Origin of the sequence: Tangfeifania diversioriginum (assembly GCF_900141875.1) — a bacterium.
GTDB lineage: Bacteria > Bacteroidota > Bacteroidia > Bacteroidales > Prolixibacteraceae > Tangfeifania > Tangfeifania diversioriginum.
The window spans coordinates 70964-94958 of the sequence record NZ_FQZE01000020.1 but is presented as its reverse complement, the minus strand read 5'-3'; the positions used below and the strand labels follow the sequence as shown (position 1 = coordinate 94958).

Genomic DNA, 23995 nt, shown 5'->3' with positions numbered 1-23995 from the left:
GGTCTTTACAGGTTTAGAATGAAATGACAGGGTTTCAGTCTACGGAAGTAGTAAACAACTCAAAGGAATACAATTTCAAAAATATCCGGCCTCGAATACGTATATATATCAGACCCCCGGGGGTATTTCCCCATTCTGAAAAAAATTTTTGCCGGGTATAGTGTGGTAGTGCGCGGAGAACACACGTAATTTTCAGGAATATCAGGACGCACAAAACAAAAATGTAGAGAAGTCAGGGTAAGTTATCCGGTTTTACGTAGAAAAGTCGGGGCATTTTTTGCTTGCTTGTCAAAAAGTGAGGGTGATTTTTCAGAAAAGATGTATTAAAGTGAGGGTAAGTTAAATCGAAAACAGCAAATACAATATCACCACTTTTAAAACGTAACATTCTGCCCGGCATGCAAATAATTTTAACTACGGAGGGAATGAGATTCCTTTTCATGTCGACGAGAGTGGTGAAGTATTTATGAATGCTACAGTGATGGCTAAACCTTTTTCTGAAAAAAAAATGTGCATAACTTTTTACGTGGTAAAGAGTTATTAGCCTATATTAACGCTTTACACGAGTCTAAATTGATTCCTCAAATTCGAGGAATCAGAGAATCACCTCTTATTCATATAATTAAAGGAAATGTAGAAGATACGGGTACTTGGATGCAGAAAAACATTGCTTTACGTTTTGCCCAGTGGTTAAACCCGAAATTCAGTGTATGGTGTAACCAACGTATCGACGAAATCCTTACCCAAGGGTACTCCGCTTAAACACCGGAAGCAACCGATTATATCGAGGACAATGTTGGGTATGAAGTGAAGGCGATTAGCATTTAATCGTTCCGAAAAAAGGTAGTCCGGACGCAGTTCAGATATTAGCTCAGCGAGCCTGTATTAGCCTTGACCGTACCTCCATGTAAAATATCTTTGCCGGGATTTACTTAGGCGTGCTGTATTATAATGTCAAAAGTTTTCTAAATACCCCTTAATAGAAGAAGGTGCAAAAATGTAAAAGTATTTAATTGATATGGTTGGTCACGTTCTATTGATGAGGAAAAAAATTAATCTAAATGGATGAGATGAATTCCAGTTGAGATTCTCGTATTAAAAGCTATCTATCCCAATCATGGTGGAGATCTTGAAGCAAAAACCCCCATATATCAGAAATATTCACTACTTCTTCTGGTGTGCCCAACCATTCTGCATACGCTTGTATGTCTTCCATAAGTTCATCGTAGGAATTGAAGCTAAGCAACTCATTCACCATTGAAACATCCTTTTTGGAGAAACTCATGTCTGAAATATCAAACCCCCAATAGATATTCCACTCCATAGTGTAAATGAATATACATTGAACTTCGGGTATCTGCTCCTTTATAAAATTATCTTCGATTACTCCAAGTACAGGAAATTTTTTCCCATATTCATAGATGTCCAAAATGTCTGAACCATTCAGAGGAATACTGGGCTTAACACCAGAAGGAACAGAATCCCCCAATGGGGGATTTAAGCGAACCGATAGGTGAGCTTGTGGGGGCGTTGTATTTTCATCTGGTTGCTTCACGTGGTGTGTTACATAGTCTGTTTGTGTATTCCCGGGAACGCATGAGTTAGTTTCGGACATACAGGCACCTGTATCTTCGGGCATGCATTTAGATGTATGTTCGGGCATACATATTTTTTTATCATCCGCAGGATTATCGGAAATGTTCGAAGTGAAATCCTCCTCTTTATCCGGGAAATCATCAACATCACCCTGTTCATCATTTTTATTATCATTAAATATCAATTTATGTGGTACACAGTACATCTGAACCTTCAGGGATTTTGTGGCTGGAGAGTTTTTAGTTTTTATGAACCCAAGCTCTTTTAGAGTTTTGTATGCCTTAACAACGGCATCTCTATTTACGTTTAAAATCTTTGCGAGAGTGGAATGACTTGGCCAACACACACCTTTCTTGTTAGCATATGTAAGTAGTAAAATATAAACCATGCGCGCAGTTACATTTCTTTCCGGGATTCGGAGGCTCAGCTCATGTAAGGTAGCTCGATTAATAATTGCAAATTCTGCATCATTTTTATCAATTTTTCCTTTATACAGATGATTTTTCTTAGTTGTTTTCATTGCAAAAACTATAGGGTAATAGGTTTATGAATCAATCGGAGCGCAAAAATAAAAAGACTATTATATTTCAGAAGGAAAAACATGCTTTTAAAATCAAATATGTGATAGAATAGCTATAAAAGGTAGAACCTACAATGAACGAAGCTTTGCGGAATGGGTTGCCGTTCGGGGGTCAAGCAGCCAAGAGGAAGATTGAGGGCTCGCAGGCATCTGCAGGATTTTGAAGTTTAATTTGCTGACGATTGATGAGGAAAACCATATAAATCACTTCTCTGTCAACTCCCTCGCTATCATCTCTGCCTGCTTCAGCACCGTCTCTGTGGCCAGTTTTTGCATGTCGGGTGGGTAACCATACTGGCGGAGGGTGCGTTTAATGATGACCTTCAGCTTGGCTCTGACACTTTCTTTGATTGTCCAGTCGATGGAGGCGTTTTTCTGCACCCGTTCGAAGAGGATGACAGCCAGTTCCCGGAGTTTGTCCTGCTTCATCAGGAGGCGTGCGCTTTCGTTGTTCGACACTGCAGAATAGAAAGCATATTCATAGTCTGACAGCCCCATCTCTTGGGCCTCGCTGTCCATCTTCACGATTTCCTTACTCAAGTCAATAAGTTCGTCGATAACCTCGGCAGCGGTAAGGATTTTGTTCTGGTACCGTTTTATGGAATACTCCAACATCTCCATCAGTGATTTACTTTTCACCAGGTTCTTCTTCGACCGGGCTTTTATCTCATCGTTCAGCAGCTTCTTCAAAACTTCCATGGCTACATTTTTATGCACCATGTCTTTCAATTCCAGCAGGAACTCCTCCGAGAGAATGGAGATATCCGGCTTCTTAATCCCGGCAGCATCGAATACATCGATTACCTTCTCCGATACCAGCGCCTGGTCTATTACCTGCCTTATGGTTGTTTCTATCTCTTCATCCGATCTTCCGGCCCCGGTAGCGTCAAACTTCACCAGACGGGCTTTAACAGCCTGGAAAAATGAAACCTCGTCTTTCACGTCCATCGCCTGTTCGTGCGGCACAGCAATCGCAAATGCCTTTGAAAGGGCGGTAACTTCGTTAATGAACCGTTTCCGTCCATCCTCAAGCCCCAGAATATGTTCTTCGGCCTCCAGGATCATCGAAAGCTTTCTCGATGTATCGGCTTCGAAATAATCTTCATAAGGAAATCCATGGAACATTCCGCCCACCACTTCAATTTTTTCCAGCATAAGTTCCACTGCCTGTTCCTGCGCGATGGTGGGATCGCCTTTTCCACCGGCATCAGAATAGAAGGACAGGGCTTTTTTCAGGTCGGAAGCAATACCGAGGTAATCTACCACCAACCCACCTGGTTTGTCTTTATACACCCGGTTTACCCGGGCGATGGCCTGCATGAGGTTGTGCCCCCGCATCGGTTTGTCGATGTACATGGTGTGCATGCTGGGTGCATCGAACCCGGTGAGCCACATATCCCGGACAATGACCAGTTTCAATTCATCTTCCGGATCTTTCATCCGGTCGGCCAGCATTTTTCGCTGTGCTTTGGTGGTATGGTGTTTCGCCATGCGTTCGCCATCCGATGAGGCAGCCGTCATAATCACCTTGATAGCTCCCTTTCCCAGATCATCGGAATGCCAGTCGGGGCGAAGCTCAGTAATGGCGTTGTATAAATCTACCGCAATCCTGCGCGACATGGATACAATCATACCTTTCCCTTCAAAAACTTCCTGGCGCATTCCGAAGTGCTCCACGATGTCTTTCGCCACAATCTTAATCCGGTTTTCACTGCCGATTAACGCTTCCAGTTTCGTCCACTTCATTTTGGCTTTCTGGGTGATGGTCAAATCTTCACCGTCGAGTTCATCATCCAGTTCTTCTACCAGCTTTTTTCCTTCTTCACTCAGGTTCACCTTAGCGAGGCGGCTTTCATAATAGATGCGCACAGTAGCTCCGTCATCCACAGCCTGGGCAATGTCGTACACATCCACGTAATTCCCGAAAACTGCCGGGGTGTTTATGTCGGTATTTTCAATAGGAGTGCCGGTAAAGCCTAAATAGGTGGCATTGGGTAAAGCGTCCCGCATATACTTGGCGAAACCGTAAACAATTTTTTTGCCGATAACTGTTCCGCCGCCGTCTTTATCATCAACTGTTTTGGCCTTAAAACCATACTGTGTCCGGTGTGCTTCATCTGCAATTACCACAATGTTTTCCCGATCCGACAATGTTTCATAAACATTGCCTACGTCGGGCTGGAATTTTTGAATGGTGGTAAAAATCACACCGCCCGAAGCTACTTTCAGCTTCTCTTTTAAATCTCCCCGGTTTTGTACCTGTTTGGGTTTCTGGCGGAGAAGCTGGGTCGATGCTGCAAATGTATCGAACAGCTGGTCATCGAGGTCGTTACGGTCGGTTATAACCAATATCGTTGGGTTATCCATTGCAAGTACCAGCTTGCCTGTAAAAAACACCATGGAAAGCGATTTACCGCTTCCCTGCGTGTGCCAGACCACACCGCCTTTCCGGTCGCCTTTGGGCTGCGATTTTACACCGGGCACACCATAGCTTTCCGGGGATTCAAGTGCTACATTATCGGGTGTTTTGTTTTCAAATGAAAAATTAGAAGCCCGTAAAGTGGACTCTACAGCCCTGTTCACCGCATAGTATTGGTGGTAGGCAGCCATTTTCTTTACGGTGCTGATGGTGGTAATTCCGGTTTTCAGGTCTTCCCCGACGCTGCCGGTACGGGATTTCGTAAACTCAACCTTTTTTGACTTCTCAAACACGATGAAATGCCGGATGAGGTCAAGCAGGGTTTCCTTGTTCAGCATTCCGTTGATAAGCGTTTCCAACTGACTGATGTAACCATGGTGCCATGTGGCAGTATCAGATTTTGAATTTGCCCTGATTTCAGTTTCACCATTTGGAAAGAAAGGTTTATTTCTCCCCGCTTCAATCTCTCTTTTTATCCATTTTCTGCCAAAACCAGTTTTTAACTCTTTTTCTCTTGCAACTGCTTCTTCTCTGCCTGGAAAAATTTCATAATGTACGATGCGAATGGGTTTATGGATTTTTGTCCATTTAGCTCCCTGGCCGCTAATATGTTGACCCCATCTTTTTATTAAATCCGATGTTTGTCCTATATAGTAGCTGTCATTTTCACATTCTAAAACATATACATAATATTTATTGTAACGAAAAGTATCACCATCAGCAGAACGTCTGCCTGTGCGTTGCACGCAGACAGGCCACGCCATAAAACGGCTCCAGCCGGATGAAATGGTTCCGGCTTTGGCTTCCAGCCCGTCGGAGATAACCACAAATCCGTTATAGGTAAACAGGCCTGGAATGGTAGCTATATATGTTTCTATCTGTTTAAAAGCTGATTTCATGGTGGCGTTATCCCCAGCAGCGTTTTTCAATTCCATTACTACTAATGGAAGTCCGTTAACAAACAGGATAACGTCCGGGCGTTTGTTTACGTCATTTTCAATGATGGTGTACTGGTTAGCCACAAGAAAATCGTTGTTCTCCGGCGTGTCGAAATCAATAAGCCATACCAAATCGCCACGCTGGTGACCATCTTTCTGGTAAGATACTTTCACACCTTCTGTAAGCATCCTGTGGAAAGCTTCATTGCCCACCAGCAGTTCGGGCGAATGAACGCGCTGCAACTCTTTTAAGGCCTCTTCCTGCGCTTCCGGCGGTACGTTGGGGTTGATTCTCCTGACGGCACCTTTTAACCGCTCTGTAAGCAATACTTCTTCGTAGCTTTGGCGTTCAGGATGAATACCATCGGGAGCGATGTCCGGTGCATGGACGTATTCGAATCCCTGCTGTTGCAAAAGTTCAATGGTGAAATCTTCGATGGTATTTTCGGTTAGTTTAGACACAGTTTAAATGGTTACGTTATCAAAAAAAACTTTTTCTTTTAAGCTGTTTAACTGTACGTTCTTATATAACTGGTTGTATTCTCTCTGAACCTGTGCAACGATAATGCCCGGATGTTTTTTGAATTTTTGCGCCAATTGAAGAACTAACTTTTTATCAAAGGAAGTATGCGAAAAAAGTTCATTTCGTTCTTTTTCAGATAAAAGCATTCTGGCGGCAAAAGCATCGGCTTCATCTTCTTTTGTTTTATCAGGCTGAATGCTTTCCAGTCCATCGATAAAAACTTCTTTTTTACCGTGGTATAAAATATGAGCAAGCTCGTGATACAATGTAAACCAAAATGCATTGTAATCCTTGTGCCTGTCAGTTACCTGAATTAGAGGAATGGTGTTGTTTTTAATCCACCTTGAAGCTCCGTAAATCGGTGCTTTAGCTATACACGGAGTATAAACCAAAGCTGCGCCGCATGAAGAAAAAACTTCCTGAAGCTCGTCTAACCAGTTTGAAGAATGGTTGTATGCAATAGTCTGAATTTGGCTTAAGCTACCTCTCAGAGCCTTCTTATCAAAAGGGGCTGTATTAATATCTCTTGCTTGTAATTCACCTAAGCGCAACCATACCGAAATGGCTTCCGGCTCTGCTGTATATTTAAGTTCTATTTTAAAAGCTAAAGAGCTGCCAACGTATATATCAGCCCATTGCCTGGGAGAAGCAACCCTGAAAAATTTTAACAGGCTATCGGCTATTTCAGCTTTATTGCGCGTATTAGGAACAATACCAATCTTTTTCATGATTGAAAGGGGAAATTTTTCCGTCCACGCTTTGCATTGCTCCAGGTGCTCCATTTTTTCAATTTCCAAAAGCTCATCCTGATATTGACGTTCAAGATTAAGCCAGAAGCTTGCAGGGACTCCTAAAACATATTCCAGTTTGGTAGCTGTTTCCTTGGTGATAGCAGCTTTTCCTTTAATTAACTCATTTAATTTTGTAACAGACCTGCCTAAGCGTTCAGCTAATTCGGCCTGAGACATTCCAATATGGTCAATGTGTTCCTGAATAGTATCACCCGGACACGTAAGCAAGGATTTTTTTAATTCTATATTATTCATGGTGGATTTTTTTAAATTTTAATGTGGGTCTTCAACAGCTTCAATGCTTATTATGGTTATTGCTTTTAAATCAACACCACCGTCTTCCAAAGCAGGAATGGGGTCTTGATTGATTTGAAACAGAATTCTCCAGTTTTCCTGGATGTCAACAGACCAAATTCCCTTTCTGTCCCCGTGGTACTGGTGAAGCCTCAATGCCGGTAATTGCGAAATAGCCCATAAATTTTCTGCACTTTCAAGTTGATTTCTGCGTTGTTTTATCTTCTTTGCCAAAGAACCATAGGTTTTCGCCAAACCTTTATCAGTAGTAAAAGACTTTTCCAGTTTATTCGTTTTATAAGACAACTTCATTGCAAATATACAATTTTTATTTACCTCCGGGGTTAATTATTTTTTAAATTATCATTTTCCCTTTGTAGCAAACCATAACAATACCTTTCATAAATTCGGATAATGTTCGGGGCGTTAACATATTCGAATCCCTTCTTTTGTAAAAGTTTAATAGTAACTTCTTCGATGGTATTTTCAGAAATCCGTATCATTTAAAAATAATTTGTTATTTCAACTATGTTGTGTATATTTACACCATCTCATTAACCATGTGTTAAAGGAGTTACGAAATCGTCAGGTTCTTCCTGGCGATTTCTGCGTTTTAAGCCATGCCTCGTATTCCTTTAGCTTTTTTCGTTTTTCATGCTTATACTCCGCTACGAAGGCTGTCCAAAGCAACTTGTAATTTTTACGGACATCAATTATCACAAAGTAATCCGGTTCATCTTCCAAGTCGAGCCAAATACATAAGCGGTTTCCTCTTTTCCTTTTTTGAGGCCAGATTTTTAATTTCCAGCTATCACAATTTTCAATCACTGGCCGGGCCCATGGAATCCGTTCGCAACGACGTAAATCAGGTTCCCGGTTTTGTTCATCCTTTCCTTTATGGGTCATGTGATAAAAGGTATAAGCACGTTCCTTAAAAACCGGATGCCACTTCATGCGTAAAACTTCACCCCTGAATTTTGTTTTGTGCCTTATAAAATCATTATCAAATACTTCATAAACCGCATCTATAAATTGTTCATAATTGCCATTGAAATGTTCCAGTAGAATCATTTCCGGCAATTCAATATAATCTGCCATTGTTACTCTCTTTTGCTTTCCAGATAAACACATTCATTTTTTCTTCACGATACAAGGTCGATTTTAATAAGCTATAACCTGAACGGTATCTTATCCTATCAATCAGGTGTAATTTGGCTTCATTTCCCTTTAAGCCGCGATGAAGATACGACAAGGCACCACAAAGCAAGTCTGTAATTTGCAGTAATTCAATTTCATGTGAGTGTACCTGCTGGATTTTTCGAATTATCTGGTTTTGATAATCGTAGTGGTTGTTCCGTAGTACATTTTGCAGTTCCAATACTTTTTCCTGTCCTTTTGTATCCTTTATATCGATATAAATATTGTAACCGTTGTGGGGAGCCAGAATCACTTTTAACAAGTCTAAGTACATCTTATAGTAAAACGTATTGTGGTCCTGGTTAAAAAATCTGTGATTTAACAACGTCTTGTCAGGTACTACCAACCCCCTGAAATGCAGGTCATCATCATCGAAAAAATAATTAATGAGTTCCAGGTAGAAATCGTTACGCGCTTTTGAAACCTTGTTCCATTTGATCTCAAAATCAGGTTTAAACCCGTACTTGACTTTAATTTCACGGATACGCTCAAAAACCTCGTATTTAACATCTTTCAGGCACCACACAGCGCCAAGTACCATGGCTTTACTTTGGTCGTTTTCAAGGTGGCAACTTTCATCGCAGTATATATTGTATTCCGTTCTCATACGCATTTAAGTATTTACTTTAACCTCACCATTCATTAATTTTGGCAACAATCCATCCCGAAGTTTTTTAAGACCTTCGATTTGAATGGAATTGTTATAAATCTTTTCATCTAAAGGCTTCGCTATTCCCTGATATTCTGAGATATAATTGTCCGGTGGAATAAGTACCTCCAGTCTCTGAAAGTCTTTCTTGCTAATGGAGCCAAAAACCGTCCCCTCATTATTGTAAGCCTTGATTTCATCCATCAACGACTTCATTTTATAATAAGTATAGGTGTAAAAACTGCTATCTTTTTTATATATGAAGGCGGCGACACCTCTTCCAATGCAACAGTTTTCACTGGCCATGTTTTGCTCACCTACGGGCGCTCGAACACTAATTAATGTGTCATGCTTCTTTGCTATACGTTTCGGCTCGGTTGTAAAGACCCGATTAGCAGGGAACCTGAATCCAAAATCTTTATTGCCTTGATACATGGGAGAGCCGTCTCCATTTTCGTTATATGAACTACCGGGAGGTGACTGTCCCATGGTTATATCAAATTCTTCTTCTAAAGTGCCAGTTTCCCACTCCTCACTCGCATCCTCCACAAACCACTTTCTAAAGAGCGTTTCCGCCATTTGCTCCAGGGTTTGGTTTTGGCGGTGCAACAGATCGATTTTGTCGTCTAAGCTACTGAAGACTTCGGCAATGGCTTTTTGTTCGGGGAGAGGGGGGATTTTAAATTTCAAATTCATTAAATCTGTTCCAGTAATCCCTGATACTGCAACTTGACGTAATATTGTTCCGAGTAAATATTTACCATAATATGAGTTAAAGAAGTAAAAAATGTATTCAGGCAAAGCCTTTTTTATATCAGGTCTCGCTCTAATAATTGATGATTCAAATGTAGTGTCTTCCTTTATTTCTTTTATCAGCGTACATTTACCTGCACCCTCAGCTGTGAGTGACCTACGGGCGAATATCAAGTCACCTTCTCGAAGCAATACTTTTTTTCTTTCTTTATCGCTAATTTCTACTCTTTCCATGCTTATGTCGGTAAGACGCGGATGAGCAAACAGTTCTCCCATGTTCACAATCTTAGCTCCCCTGCCATGAAATTCCTTCTTTTTATAAATTCCGTTTCGAACTGGCTCAGCTAATAGGTCCCCAAATTTAATCTCTCTCCAGTCACTCATCAATCTTCACTTTTTGCAGGTTTGCCAGTATGCGTTCATTCAGGTCTGCTTCTTCTTTGAGCTGCTCTTCAAACTCAGCTTTCAGCTTAGTAAAACGCTCTGTGAAGTCGAAATCGTCCTCTTCTTCTGCCAGTCCCACATAACGACCGGGAGTTAGGACATAATCCAGTTCACGCACACGTTCAACAGGTGTGGAGTTGCAGAAGCCTTTCACGTCTTCGTAATCGCCGTCAGGATTGCGCCAGTTGTGATAGGTAGCTGTAATCTGCTGAATATCTTCCTGAGAAAGCACTTTTGTTCTGCGGTTAATCAGGTGGCCAAGGTTCCGGGCATCGATGAAAAGGATTTCCCCTGTGCGGTTTCGGAATTTGCCGTTGGAGCGGTTGCGGCTCATAAACCATAGCGAAGCTGGAATCTGAGTGTTCAGGAACAGCTTAGCCGGGAGATTGACAATACAATCCACCAGGTCCTGTTCCACCAGTTCTTTTCGTATGTCGCCTTCACCAGATGTTTTGGAGGTGAGCGCCCCCTTAGCCAGTACAAAACCTGCCTGTCCGCTTGGTGCGAGGTGGTACAGGAAATGTTGTATCCATGCGTAATTAGCGTTACCAACGGGAGGAGTGCCGAACTTCCAGCGACCGTCTTTCCGCAGCAGGTCGCCGCTCCAGTCGCTCACGTTAAACGGAGGATTGGCTATAATGTAATCGGCTTTTAAATCCTTGTGTGCGTCGTTCAGGAACGAGCCTTCGTTGTTCCACTTCACCTGTGAACTGTCGATTCCACGGATGGCCAGGTTCATTTTACACAGCCGCCAGGTGGTCTGGTTACTTTCCTGTCCGTAAATGGAAATGTCATTCGTTTTTCCCCGGTGGTCTTCCACAAACTTCTCCGACTGCACAAACATTCCTCCGGAACCACAGCATGGGTCAAATACACGTCCTTTGTAAGGCTCCAGCATTTCCACGAGCAGCTCAACAACACTTCTCGGTGTGTAGAACTGTCCACCTTTGCGTCCTTCTGCCAGTGCAAATTCGCCAAGGAAATACTCGAATACATGTCCCAGCACATCGGCGCTGCGTTCTTTTGTCGCCCGCATCGGAATATTGCCTATCATATCAATGAGTTCGCCCAGAGCTTTCGGGTCGAGGTTCTGGCGTGCATATACTTTGGGGAGAACACCTTTCAGGGAAGGATTCTCTTTTTCTATGGCATCCATCGCTTCATCGATAGTTTTACCAATGGTAGGTTGTTTCGCCATCGACTGGAGGTAGCTCCACCGGGCTTTCTCCGGTACGAAAAATACGTTCTCTGCTTTATATTCATCCCGGTCCTCCGGATCAGCTCCTTCAAAGTCACCTTCTCCTGCTTTCAGGGTCTCATAAAGGTCGTTAAATGCATCGGAGATGTATTGAAGGAAGATAAGCCCCAATACTACGTGTTTGTACTCAGCAGCATCAATGTTCTTCCTGAGCTTATCTGCCGACTTCCAGAGGCTCTGCTCCAGTGAGTCATTATTGCCGTTTCCGTTCTTTTTTGCCATATATTTTACTTAATAGAATGCATGTAAGAATTTGACTTGGTCCGTGGTAAGCTGAAAGCGTTCTGATCGTTGGTCTAAGTCATTAAAAAATCTGGTTTTATTTCAGACACTAAAACTATGAAACATTCAGTTTAATTGCAATATTATAAACCCCGATCATTAATAAACACTAAAAAGAATGTTAGAAACTAAAATTTCTTACGTAGCGGATCGGAAAATAATAAAAGGGTTACCATCTTACGGCTGAGCCCGGCTGCAATGAATGGAGCTTGCGGAATGGGTTGCGGTCCGGGGTCAAGCAACGCGAGCCGTCTGCGAGTGGAGCGAGGGTGGTGCAAGAGGCAGATTGAAGTATGAAATCGGCTTGCAGCACATGTGTGAAGTGAAACGGAACACACGAAACCGCCTACCTGCCGGAGGCAAATAAACAACTCCGGTTGAAGCCCGAAGCGACCAGCAGGCGAGCCCATCACGGGCTGCGGTTGGATTTTAAGCGCTTGCACCAAGGAACCGGCTGCATGGGCTTAAAATGCAGAGAAAGCAGCCATGAGGAAGATTGAGGAGCCGCAAAAGACATGACAACCTGCCGAAGGCATCCGCAGGATTTTGAATGCGTTTTATGCCTTTAAAGTCCGCTCTTATAAAACGCTTTCAAAAGGTTGGCGGGTCTGTTGCCGACGATTGATGACGAATACCATATTTCCTGGTTCTTACTTAGACTCTGACATTCATCTTTCTTGGAATAAATACTGCAGAATTATCCCTACATCGCAAAAAACATTTTCGCCTCATGACCAGTGTCTTATGAGGATATACAAGAATGTGATTATATAATCAGAATTTATATACACAGGTTTCTGTCATTTATAACAAGATTGGATTATACTTGCAAAGATGTTTTCCGGGAGTAAAAGTGCTAATATTTATATCCTCTTATGCACCTCAGAAATAAAGGCGGGGGGGATACTTTTCCATCAGTGAAAATATTTTTTACATGGATAGTGTGCAAGCATGCCCATCACACATAAATTTTTGAAAAACGTCATGGGGCCTCAAAATAAAATCAGTCCTCTTTGTGTTTCAAACTACAGTATAAAAAAGGGCCGGTAAAAATTACCAGCCCCGTTCCCATAATGTCCCCAATTTTAGAGTTCCCTCAATTGCTGCAGGTTGTTAAGTCCATCTGCTTCGCCTGAACTGCATTTCTCATCAAGAAGTTATTGCGGTTCTCTTTCGTGTACCAGATTTTCCCTCCAACCTGCACATAGTCAATCAGCCCATCGGCACGCCAGGAAGCCAGGGTTCGCTGTGAAACTTTCCAGTTCAGCATCATATCGCTGTTATCCCACAGGTCATCTCCTGCTGAGCGCGCTTTAAGTACTTCAATCTTTGACTCCATCTGCTCAACCTTTTCTGTTAGCTCTTTAACCCTAAAATCAAAATCTGTTTCCATCATACCGCCACATTTTGATTTTTGTTTTCAAACAACGTCTCGAGAATCTCATCTTCCCTGTAAAACCAGGTGGCGCCCAACTTGTAAGCCGGGATGGTACCTTTAATTCGCATCGTTTGGAGGGTGCTATCCGAAATCCCCAGCATCTCCCTCACATCTTTACTCCTTAACCAGTTGAAGTTGTTGTTTTTTAATGTTTCCATTTTTTCTAACTCTATTTTCGTTATTAAAAATATTTACTGTTAAAAATATGTGTTGTTAGAAATGACTTTAATTTAAGATAATAAAATTTATTGAGTCACCAAAATTTTCCTGAAATGGAGTTAATCACTGATTGCACACAATCACAGGGCAATTTTATTATTACCGCTCTTCTCGTTCCCGTTCTCACCTTTTTTCTTATTGCTTTCCAAAACCTTAGAGAGGTCCTCCATCTCCTTAGACACCTTATTGTCAATTACCTTACTGTAAATCTGGGTGGTCTTCAGTGAAGTATGACCAAGCATTTTTGAAACAGACTCGATGGGTACACCATTGGTTAAAGTCACGGTAGTGGCAAAAGTATGCCTTCCGAGATGCATGGTAATGTGTTTACTGATACCACAAATCTCTGCAATTTCAGAAAGATAGGAGTTCAACTTCTGATTACTTCTCACCGGAAGTATTTTATTTTCCGCACTGCACTCCGGATCGTTTTCATATTTATCAATAAGAGCCTGAGCCATCGGAAGCAGTGGGATCCTTGCCTGAACATCCGTCTTCTTACGTTCGTACACAATCCAGGTCTTTCCATCGATTCCTTTCGACAAATTATCACGCGTTAACGTTTTTAAATCAGAATACGACAAGCCCGTGTAACATACGAAAAGAAATACATCTTTAACCTGCTCCAACCGTTTAATCCGAAACGTGTGCGTTTCAATGCTGTGCAACTCATCGGCAGTGAGGTAATCCCTGGAAACGTTCTTATAAGCTGTCTTATGGCTAAAAAACGGATCACGATCGATATACCCCATCTCCATCGCAAAATGGATCACTTTCTTCACTTGTTTCAGATGTTTCATAATGGTATTGTGATGAATACCGTATTCCGTTTTAAGAAAAATTTCAAAACGCCTGATAAAGGTGAGATCCAGTTTTGTAAGGGCCATGTCTTTACAGGCATACTGTTGTTCCAGAAAAAGTTTCAACCTGGAAAGCGTAGTTTTATACTGGTCGATAGTGCTTCGTGAGTATTTGCTGCCTTCCTCCTGTTCAACCAGCTGATTATTCATTTCGAACACCGACAATAGTGTGTGGTTCTTGATATACTTACCGGTTTGCATATCGCGCAAAATTGCAGAGGATATCTCCTCTTCATTATCCAGCAACTTGTTAAAGTTCTTTTTCACCTGGTTCTCTAGACTGTCCAGGTAATCGTTTAAAGCTCTTGCCGCTTCTGAGCGCCCAATTGCCCTTTGTAACTTCGCATCCCACTTCTTAGGGGCTATCTTCCTGTTTACAGACAACTCAGCACGTTCTCCATTAACAGAAATTCTCAAATAAATAGGTGCAAATCCTCTTTTATCAGACTGCGCTTTCCTTAAAACAAACAAAACATTCAAAGTGTACTTCATAAAATTAATTTTAATTGTTAATAATAAATTACCACATTTTCATGGTTTAACGAAGTGCAAATTGATGCAATAAGATGCAATCTGTCAGCATTTTAAGGAACCTCTGGTGAGTAATTCGGAATATTCAAAAAATACTCCCGAATTACTCACCTTGATATCGGGAATTACCGTAAATTTCAGGGTAGCCCCAAAACAAAAAACGCCTGAAATTCATTGATTTCAAGCGTTTTCGTAAATTTTACTTTGTATTTCAGCTCCCCAGGTAGGACTTGAACCTACGACCTACGGATTAACAGTCCGCCGCTCTAACCAACTGAGCTACTAGGGAATTTCAATATTTTTATTCCTTTTAATATTTCAGGTTGCATTACCAGTCTGCGGCGGAGCCGCTCTCCGCCCGGATGACTCCGGTCGGACGGGTAACCAACTGAGCTACTAGGGAATAATTTATAGCTTCTGAACGATTGCTTTTCTAAAGCGATGCAAAAGTAACAGCTTTTCGGGAAAGAAAAAATTTTTTGCAAAAAATTCACACGTACATCTTTGGGCTTTTCTGTTTCAGAGGCAAAAACCCCAAATATTTGAATAGTTTATAAGTAAAAAAAAGGATCATAACATTTTATTTCAAAAATCAATTTTATATTTTTGAGATACCATAACAGCATGGATTTAAACGATATAGATAATAAAAATATGAACAAAAGTTATAATATATTGATTATGAGCAAAACGATGCAGGTTTTTGCTGCAATTTTGTTTCTTTTTTCATTTACAAAATGCCAGGAAGATGACCCCCCGCCGCCACCTATCAAATTATCAGGCACTGTCGCAAATGTGAGTGTGTTTGGCGGATCTGACGGTGCCATTGACCTTAATATATCAGGAGGTCAACCTGATTATTCTTTTTTATGGTCGAATAACGACACTACTGAGGACCTTGAAAATTTGCAGGCAGGAATTTATTCTGTTATTGTAACCGATAAAGCCGATCAGACAGCAAAAGACACTTTTGAAGTGCAGCAGCCAAAAGATGGAGTTATGGATGCAGACGGGAATATATACAGCACTGTAAAAATTGGAGAACAAACATGGATGGGGGAAAACCTTCGTGTTACACATGCTCCTGATGGTTCAGAAATTACAAGCTATTCGTATTATGAAGATTCAGACTCCATAAAAAAATACGGGCGGCTTTACAACTGGGATGCCGCCATGAATGGCTCCAAAACAAAAGGAGCGCAGGGCATTTGTCCCAATGGTTGGCATATTCCAACAGACAATGATTTCAAAAAACTTGAAATGCATTTGGGCATGACACAATCTGAAGCCGATATGATAAACACATGGCGTGGAGCACCCGTTGGAACTTTGCTGAAAACCGGCGGTGATTCCGGGTATGAAGCCCAATTATCGGGAAGACGTTCATCAAGCGGTACTTTCAGCCTGGCAAGAAGAATGGAGTACATGTGGACTTCTACGCCACATGGCACCAGCATGGCCTGGCGCCGCTGTCTCGATTTGTATTCAACCGAGGTTGGCCGGTGGAATACTTTTCCAAAATCCTACTGCTTTTCGATACGGTGTATAAAAGATGATTAAAAATAAAAAGCCAGAAATAATGAAAAGAATACTAGTAAGCACTTTGACACTTCTCGCCTTTCTCTTTTTAGGATACAGCTGTGCTGAAGAAGAAGTTGAGACACCTGATGATTTGGTTTTTCACTCACTTGTTGCCGAAAAAGATACCATTGCACCGGGGGAAAGCACAACCATTAAAGCCTCAGCAACAGGAAGTAGCCTGGAGTTTTTCTGGGACGCCACACTGGGTGACATCATCGGTTCGGGGTCAGAAATAACTTATGTTGCATCGCCTTGTGCAGTTGGCACCAACGAAATTTCCTGCAAAGTTACCAACGGAAACCAGTGGGAGACAAAATCAATAGAAATTACTGTTTATGAATAAATTAAATTTATTTTTAATCTTATTAATAACGTTTTCCCCTGTGTTGACACATGCCCAGTGCCTTTCCTCTGTAAATCCTGTGGGCGGCACCAACAATCTGCTTGTGCTCGAAAAAAATTCACTGCGTATCATCTCATTTTACAAATATGGGCAAGGCAACCAATATTACGAGGGAAATTCGGTTTCCGATTTCGAATTAATTGAAAAAGCTTTCTACAATTATCTTTCGGCCTCAGTGGGTTACGGATTAACATGGAAAACATCGGTTGAACTGGAAACCGGCTATTTTTTCAACAAAACCCAGGACTATAACCTCGCCCCCGGTTACCGGCTTTCGGGACATGGCTTGTCCAATTTTATTCTGTCAGTAAAACACAGCCTTTATTCCAATCCGTTTAAACGAATTTACATTACCGGATCGGCAGGCACAAAAATCCCGTCATCGCAAAAACTTCAGTGGGATAACAATGTGAAACTGCCGGTTGAGGTTCAGCCCACTATCGGGGCATTTGGTGCAGTATTTACTTCATCGTTTGTAAAGGAAAATTCCGAAACCAGCATGCGCTATTTTCTAACAAATCGCACTGAGCTGAATGGCTCCAACAAAGAAGGCTACCGGCCGGGAACTTCTGTTTACACTTCATTTTACATATCAAGACACCTAAGAGCGCCGTGGCTCAAAGACAACTGGACAGCCATTGTGCAAATCCGAAACGAAATACGCTCCCCGGATAAAATCAGCGGAAAAACCAAAGAATCATCGGGCAGTACCTTGTTTTTTGTTGCCCCTCAGTTAAATTATGTTTTAAAAGACAACTGGTATCTCTCAGCAATGGTTGACCTTCATGTTTATCAAAATTTTAAGGGCACACAGCTTGGGGCCAGTCCGGGAATTACATTTATTATTTCCAGAACATTGCGCTTATAAAATCAGGACTACTTCAACTTTTGCTGTTTTCGTTTGGTTTCAGAAAAATAGGCTGCTGTTACCAGTACCAAAACCAAAAATACGGCAATATAAACTCCATTGGGGATCGGTGCGGGTTCTCCCTGTGCATACGAATGTAAACCCGACAGGTAGTAATTCACCCCAAAATAGGTCATCAGCACCGATCCGAACCCAAGCAGCGAGGCAGCACTAATCGCATAATTTCCTTTTAACCCAGGAATTTTATACATGTGGACGATAAACGCATAAACCAAAATAGTTACCATGGCCCAGGTTTCTTTGGGATCCCAGCCCCAGTATCTTCCCCACGACTCGTTGGCCCACACACCGCCAAGAAAAGAACCAATGGTAAGTGTGAACAACCCGAGAATCAGAGAAATATTTATAATGTAAACCAATTCTTTAATTGTAAAACTAATCCGGGTTAAATTTCCGGGAGTGCGGAAAACCATGAGGATTAAGTTGAGCAGCCCCAGCAAAGCGGCAATTCCCAGAAACCCGTAACTGGCCATAATTACTGCCACATGCACAATTAACCAGTACGATTTTAGTACCGGAACCAGGTTTGTAATTTCCGGGCTCATCCAGCTAAAGCTGGCCACAAGCAAAGTTAAACCGGCAAGCAGCGTAGTCAGCGATAATGTGATTTCTGAACGTCTTACAAAAATAAGCCCGGCGAGCAAAGTCGCCCAGCTCACAAATACCATCGATTCGTACCCGTTACTCCAGGGAGCATGCCCCGAAATATACCACCTGACAGCCAGACCGGCAGTGTGCACCAGAAACAAAAGGACGATAAGCAAAAAACCGCCCCGCCTCAATTTGTTCAATTTTACTTTTGGATTGAATATGGTGATCAGCTGTATAAAAAGCAGCACCAATCCCAATGTCATGAATATTTTTGAGAGTTTTCCAAAAACATCCAGCTTATGGTAAAGTACTTCGAGCTTTATTTTGGTTTTTGAAGGGATAATTTCAGCACCTTGCTGTTGCTGATAGCTTTTTAATTGGGCCAAAAGCTGGTTGGCCGCCGGCCAGTTGCGATTACCAACCGCACTGAAATAATTGCTGACAATCTGCTCGGCAAAAACTTGATGTTCCCCGCCCAGGGTTTCAGCTTCGTTAACCGATACCCACTTTTTGTTTTCGTCGCCGGGAACGGGAAAAACAGTAAAAAAATGCCCGGTAAACACACTGTTCAGAATATTTACACGCTCGTCAACATTAATCACCTCTTTTTCGAGCTTGTTGCGTTTGGCCGAACTTTTTTCGTAAGCTGCATTTACCAGTGAACTTAACTTGTAGCCACCGCGCTCGCGCGAAGTAACAATATCGTTAAAAGCCGCATATTTCCCGTTTATGCCCAGAAAATTCCGGAGTTCGGGATTGGCCACTTTAATGAACCGAACGTTTCTCCATTTTTCGGGACTGGCTTGCATATCGAGAAAAACGGCAGAGGCCGACATTCCTTCCCACTTTTGCTTTTTGGCCACTTTTCGCATAATTTCAGAAGCCAGGGTTGCAGCAGGCTCAACACGTCCTTTGCGGCTTTGCAGCAAAAGTTCCTCAAATTCTTTCACATGCTGTTTGTCGGGCGGTTGCAGGTTAGGTGTTTGGGCGCTTACTGCTGAAAATGAAAATGCAAAAATTAAAACCGCAAAAAGTTTTCTGCGCTTTTCACGCATTTTTCCTGAACCCTTCACCAAACTCCGGAAGCGGCTGCTTCTGTTGAAAAGTGTCAATATCATCCCAATTGTCATAATTAAATATCCGAAGTAGGTCACGGAGGTTCCAAGCACATCATAATTTACCGATAAAATTGTGCCCCGCTCATCCTGATCGTACGACGACTGAAAAAAGCGATATCCTTCGTATTTCAAAATATTGTTCATGAAAATACGGTACGGCATTTCCACCTCGCCATCGCGCAGTACCACTTCGCTGGCATAAGACGAAGGGCTGTTTGAACCCGGATATCTTTCCAGCTGAAAATCTTCAAGATATAATGAAAAAGGCAGTTCAATATTTTTTGAGCCGTAGGAAGCTGAAACCGTAACCCCATTTATTCTGGCATTTACCGGGTTACTAACAACCCCTTTTTGCCCGAAAACTATCAGCTCTTTGGACTGGTCGCCAACCGTTACCAGCATCCGCAACGCATCGTTTGCTGCCCCACCCCGTTGCGAAGGATCATACTCCAGTTGGGTAACCGCTTTCATAAAAAACTGTTTTACAGCAAAATTGAGCTCTCCCATTGAGTACACCTTTTGGGTTTCTATCTGCGCGGATTCCCCGGGGGGAATTACAATTGGTTCGGTTCCCTGCATTCCAGTTACCCGCAGCGAATCGTTTGCCGAAATAAACAAGGTTCCGTCATTAATAAATAAACTGACATCGTTATTTTCAGCAGATTCAAAACCAAGCGAATAACCGTCCACCTGTTTTGAATTACCTTGTTTCAGGTTGAAATCGTTGCGTTGCATTCCGGGGTTTACGGTTAAAACCGAAACGATTGGTTCGCCGGAAGGATTGGGCACAACGGATTCTACAGCTGAAGGGACATATTGTAAATTTTCGAAATGAATTTCCTGGTTATCTAAATGTAATGTTTCTGAAAACCGGTTTGATGCATAGGGCGAAAACAACACTTCCGTTTCGTCGCTAACGGTTTGGTTTTCATCAGAAGCCGACACATTTATAAAAGATTCAGTCGATACAATTGTATTTGACGAATCGCCTTCGCGGATATGCATTGTTCCTTCGTAACCAATATAGCGCGTGAATGCAGCCCCCAAAATAATAAACAGGAAAGCAAAGTGAAACAGAAAGTTGGTCCATTTCTTTTTACTTACCAGGCCATTTATAATTATACTTCCAATGAGGTTTACACTAATTACGAGCAACAAAATTTCGAACCAGCGGGCATTATAAATTAAAATTTTGGCCGTGGTTGTGCCATAATCGTTTTCAATAAAAGTGGCGTAACCAATTGAAATGGCAAACACCACAAACAGAATCCCGGTAAAAAACATGGAAAATAGAAACGAAACAAACTTCTTCATAGATAAGCTTTCATAAAAATTACAACAATAACATGCAGGCGAAAATAAATGTTTTGCAGAAATAATATTGTAACATCTGCACATTAACCACACGAAAATCAGAAACTACTTTGGTTTTGCACCCACTTGGCGATTAATATTGGTTATGGTTGTTTGAATATAGTTGTCAAAAAGATTTTCAGCAAAAAACAGCTCACTGAAACAATCTGCCAACTTCCTTTTGGAATGGTTAACTGTGCCACCCTGTAACCATGCTTTTGTAATTGCTAACAGGAGATTTTCCGATTGATGCCACATACAAATGCACAAAAAGAAATATCATTATAAAGAAACCTACGATGCTATGAAAAATTGCTGTAAGCATAACACCGCTAACCTGGTAAACGTCTTCAATAATTGTTTCGGGAAACAAAAGTGCGAACCCGGTAATAATTACCAGCGGAACAAAAATGTACATAACCCCAATGTAGGAATATTTTTGCAGCGGGTTAAATTTTCTGGTCGCGGTAACAGGATAGGGTGAAGTTTCTCCTTTAAACATCCCCGAGACATAATATTTTATCTGTTGCTGCATTCTGTTTTTTAAGCCTTTTGTTTTTATCTGGTAGAATTTGCCATTTTCAGTTACAAGATTCCCCGCTAAAAACAGGACATAAAATATGGTGAGAACTACGCCGGAAATATTGTGCACGGCAACAGCGCTTTCAAATTTGAATAAAATGCTGGTGGAATAGTGCATACTCAAGCCGGTAACTATTAAAATGATAATGCAAAGTGCATTCATTCCGTGCCAAATTCTTAACCAAAGTGGATATAAATAAAGCTTTCCTTCAGCTGACATAACGATTTACTTTTTTAAAAACCTGAAAATTGCATGAGTAACAATCCCGGCAACGGTGAAAACAAAAATCAGTACAAATATTGTGTTTAGCAACGGAATACGCGAAGCACCGATAACATAGTACTGGTTGGAAAAAATATTATTCATACTCAAAAACTGAAATGAGCCCGAATACACCTCGCCTGAACTCACACTATCATTTTCGGCATTTCCCGACCGCAGCCTGAGATTCTGATATTTATATAACGATGCCTGCAGCATTGAGTTGGAAGAGTGACACTCTACACAGTTTTTGGTTGCTTTTTCTTTGGGAAGAATGTTGTGGGAAACCATCAGCGAATCTTGAACAACGGTGTGACATTCGATGCAGCGCACCCGGTTGAAATGCAGTTCCTGATTAGGCAACCAGTCGTGAATTTGTACCAACTGTGGTTTTTCTTTGTCGGATACCAACTGATATTTAATCATATTATCGTGACACGACAAACACATGTTGTTGCTGTATTCAACAATTTCTTTTACGCTACTGCTGGTGCGTGCTGTTGGGGTGTAATAGTGCTGGTCGTGACATTTTGAACAGGTAAACTGATCGCCAAGCAGTTCACGGTGAATACTTTTTTCAAATTCCTCTTCCACCCTGTCGAACTGATAAGATGCGTAAGTATCATCGCCGCCATGGCAATCGATACATGTCATTAACGGTTCGAGTTTAAGTTCTCCGTTGTGCGGATAAGTTTCATACTCGTACGAGTGGCAGTCGATACACTGAAAAGCGCCGTGAACCCCGTCAACAAACCTTACGGTATCTAAAATATAAAACGGGTTCATCAACCGTGTTTCGTCCATCCCTGTCCAGTCGTTATGAATGGTAAAACTTTGCGAGGTATGGCATTCAATGCACAGCTTGTTCTCCTCGGCAACCATCTGGCTTTTAACCGGCACGACCAAAAAAGAAAAAACAAAAAGTAGCAGAATTGCGCGGATTGAAGAAAGCATGTTGGTATATTAATTTAAAAGAGGGCATCTAAAAAGATCGAATTAAAATTAACCTTCTCAGACACCCTCTTGTATTATCAATTTACTTTTCTTTCAGTGATCTGATGTAGTTGATAACAGCCCAGCGATCTTCCTCAACCGGAATCTTTTTTTCGTAGTTGGGCATGTCGTCGCGGCCAATTATCGACTGATAATACAGTACTCCATCACTTTGTTCCTGTACTTCATCTGAAGCCAAATCACGGATTTTTACACTCATGCTGGCTGCTTTGGGGCCATCACCTTCTCCTTTTGAGCCGTGGCACGATTTGCAGTGCTTGGTGTAAAGCATTTTACCAACACGGTCAAGCGATTTGTCGCCTGTATAAGGATTTTCCATGTTTTGGTATTCTTCAGGAATATCCCACTCACCACCATATTCTTTGTCCTGCGGGAGTGTAAAAGCCACCAAAAACAATCCTGTTGCAAGGATTATTAAAGGATATGTCAAAAAACGAATTTCTCTTTTCATAATACTAATTTTTAAAATTCAACATTAAAAGTTCCAAAGCCGGGTAATGGTAAAGCCAATTGCCAAACCATTGTCTGTCCAGTCATTTTGGTTCCACATCATAATATCTTGAGGTATAATTCCGTCTGCTGTTCCCATATAAATTTGGAACGCGTGAGTACTTGTAGAGATTTCTACGCCAAAGGCAAGGTTTGGTTTTGGGTGATCAACCCATTCGCGCTGTTCCGAAATTGATTTTATTTTTAAAGGCACATCGTAGTTAAATATAAATGACGATTGCATGGAGAACCGGATGCGTCCGTTAAAATGCAAACCAATTTTATCATGGTCGTACACGCTTCCCACCATGTTGTAATGGGTAAAACTTGCGCCTGCCTGTAACGATAGCCAATGGGTAAATTTCCGGCCAACAATTAGTTGTGAGAAATAGGAAAAGCGATCGCTAAAAACAATATCGAACTCTTTTGTTCCTTCTCCCGAGTGCCATACTTTTCCTGTTCCAAAAGTATTTTCATTGCGCCCGTCAATTGCCAGCGACCCGTAAAGGGCAACGGCAAGTGGTATTGTATTCTCGCGGGTTTGTTCCAATATGGTCCATTTGGCATTCAGGTCGGTGTACATATTCTTTTTGGTCAATCCCAATCCAACCTGAAAATTATTAACCGGAACATAGTTTAAACCGAGCCGCACATTGGCACCCGGTGAATAAATTCCCCAAACATCGGAAAGGCCATTCTCCATGGTGCCAAACTTGTGCTGTATAACGTATTCCAAGGTTCCTTCAATAGGGATCTGGGTTGTTTGATTATCAATCAGGTAACCACTTTCAAAGGGAGCCCGTACCGGAATGTCTTCTTTTTCGTCATCCTGTGCAAACGCACCGGTTAATGTTAATCCTGGAAGAATTAATAACAGTAATATATATTTTTTCATTATTCCC

General features: G+C 41.7%; 20 protein-coding genes and 1 tRNA gene. 4 read left to right on the top strand and 17 right to left on the bottom strand.

From position 1 onward, the window contains the following. Positions 1 to 510 precede the first annotated feature (510 nt). Positions 511 to 762, top strand: coding sequence for a KilA-N domain-containing protein (locus tag BUC07_RS21655; protein ID WP_073170249.1), 252 nt, complete (start codon positions 511 to 513; stop codon positions 760 to 762). Positions 763 to 1102: 340 nt separating this feature from the next. Here the strand turns inward: BUC07_RS21655 and BUC07_RS13260 are convergent, their stop codons facing one another. The 12 genes from BUC07_RS13260 to BUC07_RS13195 form a co-directional block, all read right to left on the bottom strand. Further along, a complete protein-coding gene (locus tag BUC07_RS13260) occupies positions 1103 to 2116 on the bottom strand; it encodes a helix-turn-helix domain-containing protein (protein ID WP_073170247.1) in 1014 nt (337 codons plus the stop codon). A gap of 264 nt (positions 2117 to 2380) precedes the next feature. Beyond that, positions 2381 to 5995 carry an HsdR family type I site-specific deoxyribonuclease gene (locus tag BUC07_RS13255; protein ID WP_083578252.1) on the bottom strand — a complete coding sequence of 1205 codons (3615 nt, stop codon included), beginning with the start codon at positions 5993 to 5995 and terminating at the stop codon, positions 2381 to 2383. A 3-nt stretch (positions 5996 to 5998) separates the two neighbouring features. After that, entirely contained in the window at positions 5999 to 7102 is a 1104-nt protein-coding gene (locus BUC07_RS13240) for a HigA family addiction module antitoxin (RefSeq protein WP_073170245.1), read from the bottom strand. 18 nt (positions 7103 to 7120) lie between these two features. After that, on the bottom strand, positions 7121 to 7453 hold the full coding sequence (locus tag BUC07_RS13235) for a type II toxin-antitoxin system RelE/ParE family toxin (RefSeq protein WP_073170243.1): 333 nt from the start codon (positions 7451 to 7453) through the stop codon (positions 7121 to 7123). Between the two features lie 273 nt (positions 7454 to 7726). Beyond that, positions 7727 to 8239 carry a hypothetical protein gene (locus tag BUC07_RS13230; protein ID WP_073170240.1) on the bottom strand — a complete coding sequence of 171 codons (513 nt, stop codon included), beginning with the start codon at positions 8237 to 8239 and terminating at the stop codon, positions 7727 to 7729. Beyond that, positions 8223 to 8945 (bottom strand): DUF3800 domain-containing protein, encoded by a 723-nt coding sequence (locus BUC07_RS13225; RefSeq protein WP_073170264.1) that lies wholly within the window; start codon positions 8943 to 8945, stop codon positions 8223 to 8225. Before BUC07_RS13225 ends, BUC07_RS13230 begins: the two co-directional genes overlap by 17 nt. 6 nt (positions 8946 to 8951) lie before the next feature. Further along, positions 8952 to 10124 (bottom strand): restriction endonuclease subunit S, encoded by a 1173-nt coding sequence (locus BUC07_RS13220; RefSeq protein WP_073170238.1) that lies wholly within the window; start codon positions 10122 to 10124, stop codon positions 8952 to 8954. Next, positions 10117 to 11664 (bottom strand): type I restriction-modification system subunit M, encoded by a 1548-nt coding sequence (locus tag BUC07_RS13215; RefSeq protein WP_073170236.1) that lies wholly within the window; start codon positions 11662 to 11664, stop codon positions 10117 to 10119. Before BUC07_RS13215 ends, BUC07_RS13220 begins: the two co-directional genes overlap by 8 nt. 1156 nt (positions 11665 to 12820) lie before the next feature. Beyond that, on the bottom strand, positions 12821 to 13063 hold the full coding sequence (locus tag BUC07_RS13210) for a hypothetical protein (protein WP_139279583.1): 243 nt from the start codon (positions 13061 to 13063) through the stop codon (positions 12821 to 12823). Positions 13064 to 13116: 53 nt separating this feature from the next. Beyond that, positions 13117 to 13320, bottom strand: coding sequence for a helix-turn-helix domain-containing protein (locus tag BUC07_RS13205; RefSeq protein ID WP_073170232.1), 204 nt, complete (start codon positions 13318 to 13320; stop codon positions 13117 to 13119). A 141-nt stretch (positions 13321 to 13461) separates the two neighbouring features. Beyond that, positions 13462 to 14733, bottom strand: a complete 1272-nt coding sequence (locus BUC07_RS13200) for a site-specific integrase (RefSeq protein ID WP_073170230.1) — start codon at positions 14731 to 14733, stop codon at positions 13462 to 13464. Positions 14734 to 14987: 254 nt separating this feature from the next. Further along, positions 14988 to 15061 (bottom strand) — tRNA-Asn (locus tag BUC07_RS13195). A 392-nt stretch (positions 15062 to 15453) separates the two neighbouring features. On the opposite strand from BUC07_RS13195, the gene BUC07_RS13190 reads away from it, so the two are divergent. Genes BUC07_RS13190 through BUC07_RS13180 form a run of 3 tightly spaced genes read left to right on the top strand, consistent with a single transcriptional unit; the run spans position 15454 to position 17624 of the window. Next, positions 15454 to 16332: an FISUMP domain-containing protein gene (locus tag BUC07_RS13190; protein WP_175552533.1), complete on the top strand. Its 879-nt coding sequence runs from the start codon at positions 15454 to 15456 to the stop codon at positions 16330 to 16332. 19 nt (positions 16333 to 16351) lie between these two features. Continuing rightward, on the top strand, positions 16352 to 16696 hold the full coding sequence (locus BUC07_RS13185) for a hypothetical protein (RefSeq protein WP_139279581.1): 345 nt from the start codon (positions 16352 to 16354) through the stop codon (positions 16694 to 16696). Further along, a complete protein-coding gene (locus tag BUC07_RS13180; protein WP_139279580.1) occupies positions 16689 to 17624 on the top strand; it encodes a hypothetical protein in 936 nt (311 codons plus the stop codon). The genes BUC07_RS13185 and BUC07_RS13180 overlap by 8 nt, the downstream gene beginning before the upstream one ends. 8 nt (positions 17625 to 17632) lie before the next feature. Here the strand turns inward: BUC07_RS13180 and ccsA are convergent, their stop codons facing one another. The 5 genes from ccsA to BUC07_RS13155 all read right to left on the bottom strand — a co-directional run bounded on the left by ccsA (position 17633) and on the right by BUC07_RS13155 (position 23988). Beyond that, a complete protein-coding gene (gene ccsA / locus BUC07_RS13175; protein WP_073170221.1) occupies positions 17633 to 20707 on the bottom strand; it encodes a cytochrome c biogenesis protein CcsA in 3075 nt (1024 codons plus the stop codon). Between the two features lie 229 nt (positions 20708 to 20936). Then, complete coding sequence (locus BUC07_RS13170) at positions 20937 to 21548, bottom strand: cytochrome b/b6 domain-containing protein (RefSeq protein WP_073170219.1); 612 nt, start codon at positions 21546 to 21548, stop codon at positions 20937 to 20939. A 6-nt stretch (positions 21549 to 21554) separates the two neighbouring features. Further along, the gene (locus BUC07_RS13165) at positions 21555 to 22544 is read right to left on the bottom strand and encodes a cytochrome c3 family protein (RefSeq protein WP_073170217.1); all 990 of its coding nucleotides are present in this window, start codon (positions 22542 to 22544) and stop codon (positions 21555 to 21557) included. A gap of 82 nt (positions 22545 to 22626) precedes the next feature. Next, the gene (locus BUC07_RS13160; RefSeq protein ID WP_073170215.1) at positions 22627 to 23055 is read right to left on the bottom strand and encodes a c-type cytochrome; all 429 of its coding nucleotides are present in this window, start codon (positions 23053 to 23055) and stop codon (positions 22627 to 22629) included. Positions 23056 to 23079: 24 nt separating this feature from the next. Further along, positions 23080 to 23988, bottom strand: a complete 909-nt coding sequence (locus BUC07_RS13155; RefSeq protein ID WP_139279579.1) for a DUF5777 family beta-barrel protein — start codon at positions 23986 to 23988, stop codon at positions 23080 to 23082. Positions 23989 to 23995: the final 7 nt, after the last annotated feature.

Excerpts from the sequence above, each read along its gene's own strand:
- BUC07_RS13225 (WP_073170264.1), bottom strand. The coding sequence starts at position 8,945 with ATGAGAACGGAATACAATATATACTGCGATGAAAGTTGCCACCTTGAA.
- BUC07_RS13200 (WP_073170230.1), bottom strand. The coding sequence starts at position 14,733 with ATGAAGTACACTTTGAATGTTTTGTTTGTTTTAAGGAAAGCGCAGTCT.
- BUC07_RS13190 (WP_175552533.1), top strand. The coding sequence starts at position 15,454 with ATGAGCAAAACGATGCAGGTTTTTGCTGCAATTTTGTTTCTTTTTTCA.
- BUC07_RS13185 (WP_139279581.1), top strand. The coding sequence starts at position 16,352 with ATGAAAAGAATACTAGTAAGCACTTTGACACTTCTCGCCTTTCTCTTT.
- BUC07_RS13230 (WP_073170240.1), bottom strand. The coding sequence starts at position 8,239 with ATGGCAGATTATATTGAATTGCCGGAAATGATTCTACTGGAACATTTC.
- BUC07_RS13205 (WP_073170232.1), bottom strand. The coding sequence starts at position 13,320 with ATGGAAACATTAAAAAACAACAACTTCAACTGGTTAAGGAGTAAAGAT.
- BUC07_RS13160 (WP_073170215.1), bottom strand. The coding sequence starts at position 23,055 with ATGAAAAGAGAAATTCGTTTTTTGACATATCCTTTAATAATCCTTGCA.
- BUC07_RS13170 (WP_073170219.1), bottom strand. The coding sequence starts at position 21,548 with ATGTCAGCTGAAGGAAAGCTTTATTTATATCCACTTTGGTTAAGAATT.
- ccsA (WP_073170221.1), bottom strand. The coding sequence starts at position 20,707 with ATGAAGAAGTTTGTTTCGTTTCTATTTTCCATGTTTTTTACCGGGATT.
- BUC07_RS13235 (WP_073170243.1), bottom strand. The coding sequence starts at position 7,453 with ATGAAGTTGTCTTATAAAACGAATAAACTGGAAAAGTCTTTTACTACT.
- BUC07_RS13220 (WP_073170238.1), bottom strand. The coding sequence starts at position 10,124 with ATGAGTGACTGGAGAGAGATTAAATTTGGGGACCTATTAGCTGAGCCA.
- BUC07_RS13165 (WP_073170217.1), bottom strand. The coding sequence starts at position 22,544 with ATGCTTTCTTCAATCCGCGCAATTCTGCTACTTTTTGTTTTTTCTTTT.
- BUC07_RS13215 (WP_073170236.1), bottom strand. The coding sequence starts at position 11,664 with ATGGCAAAAAAGAACGGAAACGGCAATAATGACTCACTGGAGCAGAGC.
- BUC07_RS13240 (WP_073170245.1), bottom strand. The coding sequence starts at position 7,102 with ATGAATAATATAGAATTAAAAAAATCCTTGCTTACGTGTCCGGGTGAT.
- BUC07_RS13155 (WP_139279579.1), bottom strand. The coding sequence starts at position 23,988 with ATGAAAAAATATATATTACTGTTATTAATTCTTCCAGGATTAACATTA.
- BUC07_RS13180 (WP_139279580.1), top strand. The coding sequence starts at position 16,689 with ATGAATAAATTAAATTTATTTTTAATCTTATTAATAACGTTTTCCCCT.
- BUC07_RS13260 (WP_073170247.1), bottom strand. The coding sequence starts at position 2,116 with ATGAAAACAACTAAGAAAAATCATCTGTATAAAGGAAAAATTGATAAA.
- BUC07_RS13210 (WP_139279583.1), bottom strand. The coding sequence starts at position 13,063 with ATGGAGTCAAAGATTGAAGTACTTAAAGCGCGCTCAGCAGGAGATGAC.